General features: G+C 45.0%; 6 protein-coding genes. 3 read left to right on the top strand and 3 right to left on the bottom strand.

What is annotated here, in order from left to right:
* Both RMO79_RS01205 and RMO79_RS01200 read left to right on the top strand, forming a co-directional pair.
* Positions 1 to 238, top strand: a 238-nt coding sequence (locus RMO79_RS01205) for a DUF427 domain-containing protein (RefSeq protein ID WP_310481224.1), incomplete at its 5' end; no start/stop codon positions are given.
* Between the two features lie 145 nt (positions 239 to 383).
* Complete coding sequence (locus tag RMO79_RS01200) at positions 384 to 752, top strand: hypothetical protein (protein WP_310481222.1); 369 nt, start codon at positions 384 to 386, stop codon at positions 750 to 752.
* A gap of 1 nt (position 753) precedes the next feature.
* Here RMO79_RS01200 and RMO79_RS01195 read toward each other — a convergent pair whose 3' ends face one another.
* The 3 genes from RMO79_RS01195 to RMO79_RS01185 all read right to left on the bottom strand — a co-directional run bounded on the left by RMO79_RS01195 (position 754) and on the right by RMO79_RS01185 (position 2,790).
* Entirely contained in the window at positions 754 to 1,206 is a 453-nt protein-coding gene (locus RMO79_RS01195) for a DUF3531 family protein (protein ID WP_310481221.1), read from the bottom strand.
* A gap of 106 nt (positions 1,207 to 1,312) precedes the next feature.
* The gene (locus RMO79_RS01190) at positions 1,313 to 2,092 is read right to left on the bottom strand and encodes a photosystem II S4 domain protein (RefSeq protein WP_310481220.1); all 780 of its coding nucleotides are present in this window, start codon (positions 2,090 to 2,092) and stop codon (positions 1,313 to 1,315) included.
* Positions 2,093 to 2,271: 179 nt separating this feature from the next.
* Positions 2,272 to 2,790, bottom strand: coding sequence for a hypothetical protein (locus RMO79_RS01185; RefSeq protein ID WP_310481219.1), 519 nt, complete (start codon positions 2,788 to 2,790; stop codon positions 2,272 to 2,274).
* A gap of 252 nt (positions 2,791 to 3,042) precedes the next feature.
* On the opposite strand from RMO79_RS01185, the gene serA reads away from it, so the two are divergent.
* Entirely contained in the window at positions 3,043 to 4,629 is a 1,587-nt protein-coding gene (gene serA / locus RMO79_RS01180) for a phosphoglycerate dehydrogenase (RefSeq protein WP_310481218.1), read from the top strand.
* The last annotated feature ends 67 nt before the right edge of the window (positions 4,630 to 4,696 follow it).

Here is a 4,696-nt window from a genome sequence, read left to right as displayed (position 1 = left end):
TGCAACAGTCGTTGTTGAAAACAATCAATACTTTCCGCCAGATAGTCTCAACAAACAATATTTTACAGATAGCAACACTCATACTAGCTGTGGCTGGAAAGGAATGTGTAACTATTATAGTGTCGAAGTAGAAGGTCAAGTTAATCAAGATGCTGCTTGGTACTATCCCGAACCTAAAGATGCTGCTAAAAACATTACGGGCTATGTTGCTTTTTGGAAAGGTGTTAAAATTGCCTAGTCGAAAAGGTCGATCGAGAACAAACTTTCTCGATCTCTAGTTTTAAGCTAATCATATATTATGGCGATCGGAAAATGTTAAGCTTACCCGATCGTCAAATCAATTTAATTTAAGTCAAGATTACGCCAACGCATTAAAAATTAGTATGATAGATCTCCAAATCGTTGCGGAATTGCAAATTGTATTTGCCGATATCCCCGATGCACTTTTCAGCTTGGAAACTATCGCTGACTGCGAAGGCGATCTCGAAGATGCAGCCATGACTTTAGCAATTCGGGCCGGACAACAACCGGATATTACTAATAGTGAATGGTTGGATGGATTAGCCAAAAAATGTCGCGTTGCCATCTGTCGATCGGAATTTCGTAATGATATGGTAGATGGTAATTTTTTGCCGTTATTCGAGCATTTTGTGAATACAAAAGTTTGTCCTCAGTTATTAATTTTACCCGTGTTATTGTACGCTCACGAGTGTGGAGTCAACCGCTTTTGTCAACCGCTCGATCCGCTGTAGATTAGTTAATGTCTTGAAATAAAGACTCTTTATAACTGGGATCTATTTCCCAGTCATCATTTTCACCGCCGATGATTAATTGTTGAATTTCGACATATTCTCTACTTAATTGGTTGAGCGAGTTGATTAAAATATCGATCGCGATTGAGTCGCTAGTTCCTAAATCTAGCCAGCAGCGTCCCCAATTGCCTTCGTACTCAAAATCGCCCAGATTATGCATTAATGACATCATTGCGTTGTCGCTAGCATCGTTGTCATAGTCCATATAGCTCAAATCTAATCCCGTTTCTTGGACTTGGCTATTTTCGGCGTTAAATCCGCCTAATTTACCCAAGAAAAACCACGAAGAAAAAACTTCTTCAACTAGCTTTTTCTCTTGTTCGGATGGTACATTATTAAATTCCAACCAAAACCAAACATCAAACTGACTGAATTCACGAAATTGGACTTGCATAAGAGATGGGAGATGGGAGGAGATGGGAGAAATAGAGATGATAGTAAATGCCTATTATCTCTATTTTAAATATTCGCGTTTTTATATCTAAGAATCGCGATATTACTTAAATGTATCTAGTTAAATTAATCCGATATCTTTCCTTTTTAGTAATGGCAATTTCACCAATTTCTAGTCTTCCTTTACCGCGAATCGCAACTAGATCGCCAGCTTTAAGTGCATGAGCTGATTGACCGATCTCTTTCCAATTAACGCGGACATCGCCACTAGAAATTAGATCGACCATCTTACTACGAGACATACCAAATCCAGCAGATGCGATCGCATCCAATCGCAGCGAGGCTTCGGTGGTAATCAGTTCTTTTTTCTTGGGTTCGCGAATCTTTAATTCACTAAAATCAATGCGGCGAGTTTTGACAGGTACCGATCGAACTTGAGTTAAATTAGTTTCTAAAAACTCCACCAATTCTGGGGCGACGATCGCTTGGGCACCCTGTTCGCCTAGTACGATAATATCACCTGTTTTATCGCGAACGATGCCACAACCTAACATCGCACCTAAAAAATCGCGATGGGTAGGCGGATCGAAGAGAAAATTTCCCGCAATCTGAATGGCAGCTAAAGGCACTTGACTGGGTTCAAATGGCAATTCGCTCCGACAGATACCCAACCTTTGTCTCTCGGCTTGGGGATAGCCGCCTGTGGCGATAATTTCGACATCGCTGAGGCGACCGAATACACCTTTGATTTCAGCGATTTCTGGTGGTGAAAGGAAGTCGGTTTCGACAACTTCCCAAGTTTTAATTGCTTGTTCGGCTAAATCGATCGCCCGTGCTACAGTTTCGCGATTTTCGACTCGTTTTAATAGTTCTTCTCTTGGGAGCATTTAGGATTAGTGGAAAGTTGAAAGTGCATTCTTGTGGTTTCCCCCAGTAGTGAGGAACCTGTTCGAGACAATTATTGTAAATAGCGGTTTCGACCGTGGTAAAGTATTCTAATTACACCTAGATCCTGGCTCCTAGTGCTCCGCTTCACATACTTCTCGACAGCGAAAAGTGCAGATCGTTACTGGTACATATCGATGTAGCTTTTAATATTTTCAAGATCGAATTTGCGGAGGATAGTGGTTGATTGTTGTAGCAGTAGTTGGGAACCCTCAACAACGATTAGATATTTACCTGCATTGAGACGATTGCGATAGGGGAGCGCGTCGCCACTACCAAAAGCAATTCCACCGCCACCACCGATAAATACACTACCCATTGCACCACCGATTGCGCCGAGCAAGCCGCCAATGAGCCGATCTCCGACTTCTCCCGCCCAGGCAAATGTGTGTAAGTTGGTCGAGAAGCTAAATCCCAGCCCAGCTAGAAAGCCAAAGGGAACCAGCCAACTTGCCATGAGCTTTGCCTGCTTTTGGGCAACTTCATTGGGATCGATCAACCCAAATTCATCGGCACTTTTATATCCGCGACCGAGAATGGTAATTTTATCTAACGGTAACCCCTGCTTTTCCAGCATGGTATATGCTGATTCTGCCTGGATACGATCGGACAGTACTGCGACTAAATAATTGTTATTCATCTTACATTATAGCTATTTGGATTGGAGCGGGGAGACGGGGAGACGAGGGGACTGGGAGACTGGGAGACTGGGGAATATTTTGCCTGTATGTACTTTACCCTTTACCCTTTCCCCCTTCTCCCCTAAAGCCTAAAGCCTAAAACCTAACACCTAAAGTATAGATTGTGAAATTGAACGAAAGGATAACCCCGCTGGGGGGCTAATCCAGTTAGAATGTGCTATTGCACTGACCTTTATCTTACCTAACCGATCGTGTCAAAAGTTCTTGTTTCCGATCCTATCGACCAGGCGGGGATTGATATCCTGCTGCAAGTCGCTCAAGTAGACGTTAAAATTGGCCTACCACCAGCAGAATTAGCACGGATTATCGGCGAGTACGATGCGATTATGATTCGATCGGAAACCCGCGTCACTCAAGAAATTATCGAAGCTGCTACCAATCTCAAAATTATTGGGCGCGCAGGTGTTGGGGTAGATAATGTCGATGTCCCCGCTGCTACCCGGAAAGGGATCGTGGTTGTTAACTCTCCAGAAGGTAACACGATCGCGGCAGCCGAACACGCCTTAGCGATGATGTTGTCGATGTCGCGCTACATTCCCGAAGCAAACCAGTCGATGAAAAGCGGACAGTGGAACCGCAAACAGTTCGTCGGGACTGAAGTTTACAAAAAAACCCTCGGTGTCGTGGGTTTAGGCAAAATTGGTTCTCATGTCGCCACAGTCGCCAAAGCGATGGGCATGAAATTACTCGCCTACGATCCGTTTATTTCGGCCGAGCGCGCCGAGGAACTGGGTTGTAGATTGGTCGATTTAGATGCAATTTTCCGCGAATCTGATTATATTACGCTCCACATTCCCAAAACGCCAGAAACGACCAATCTGATTAACGCCGAAACATTAGCGAAAATGAAACCCCAAGCGCGGATTATTAACTGCGCGCGCGGTGGCATTATCGACGAAGCAGCCCTAGCAACCGCTCTCCGCGATGGAACGATTGCCGGGGCGGCGATTGACGTATTTGCCACCGAACCATTAGGCGAATCCGAACTCCGCAGCCTGGGTAAAGAAATTGTCCTCACGCCCCACCTAGGAGCCTCTACCGCCGAAGCCCAAGTCAATGTCGCGCTCGATGTTGCCGAACAGATTCGGGATGTATTGCTGGGGCTGCCAGCGCGGTCTGCGGTGAACATTCCCGGACTCCACCCCGATGCCCTCGCCCAGCTCAAACCATATCTACAACTTGCCGAAACGATCGGGAATATGGTCAGTCAATTAGCTGGCGGACGGATTAACGATCTTCAAGTTGGCTTATATGGAGATTTGGCAGAACAACAAACCAAACCAATTGTTACCGCCGCACTCAAAGGCTTATTATCTCCCGCCTTGCGCGAACGGGTTAATTATGTCAATGCCGGGATTGAAGCCAAAGAGCGGGGCATTCATGTCTCCGAAACTCGCGATGCTTCGATTCGCGACTACGCCGCGACACTCAAGCTGATTGCTAAAGGTTCTTTGGGTCAACATTCAGTGACAGGCGCGCTGCTTGGCGATGCTGAAATGCGAATTACTAGCGTAGATGATTTCCCCGTTAACGTGGTACCGACTCAGAATATGCTCTTTACAGTCCATAAAGATGTACCGGGCATTATTGGCATTATCGGTTCGTTGTTGGGTAAATTTAATGTCAATATTGCCAGTATGCAAGTCGGACGTAAAATCGTGCGCGGCGATGCTGTCATGGTATTGAGTCTCGACGATCCGTTACCAGATGGAATTTTGGCAGAAATTAAACAAGTAAACGGAATTAGCGATGCTTATACCGTAACGTTAACCAGTTAAGCGATCGATAATAGTTACAGATTGAGAGATATCTCTCGATTTCAAGATCCATTATGTTACTGTGGTG

The organism is Chamaesiphon sp. VAR_48_metabat_403, assembly GCF_031422475.1.
GTDB lineage: Bacteria > Cyanobacteriota > Cyanobacteriia > Cyanobacteriales > Chamaesiphonaceae > Chamaesiphon.
The sequence above is the reverse complement of the archived record's forward strand: the minus strand, read 5'-3'. Positions and strand labels throughout refer to the sequence as shown.

Coding starts and splice junctions, on each gene's coding strand:
- RMO79_RS01200 (WP_310481222.1), top strand. CDS start 384: ATGATAGATCTCCAAATCGTTGCGGAATTGCAAATTGTATTTGCCGAT.
- RMO79_RS01195 (WP_310481221.1), bottom strand. CDS start 1,206: ATGCAAGTCCAATTTCGTGAATTCAGTCAGTTTGATGTTTGGTTTTGG.
- RMO79_RS01190 (WP_310481220.1), bottom strand. CDS start 2,092: ATGCTCCCAAGAGAAGAACTATTAAAACGAGTCGAAAATCGCGAAACT.
- RMO79_RS01185 (WP_310481219.1), bottom strand. CDS start 2,790: ATGAATAACAATTATTTAGTCGCAGTACTGTCCGATCGTATCCAGGCA.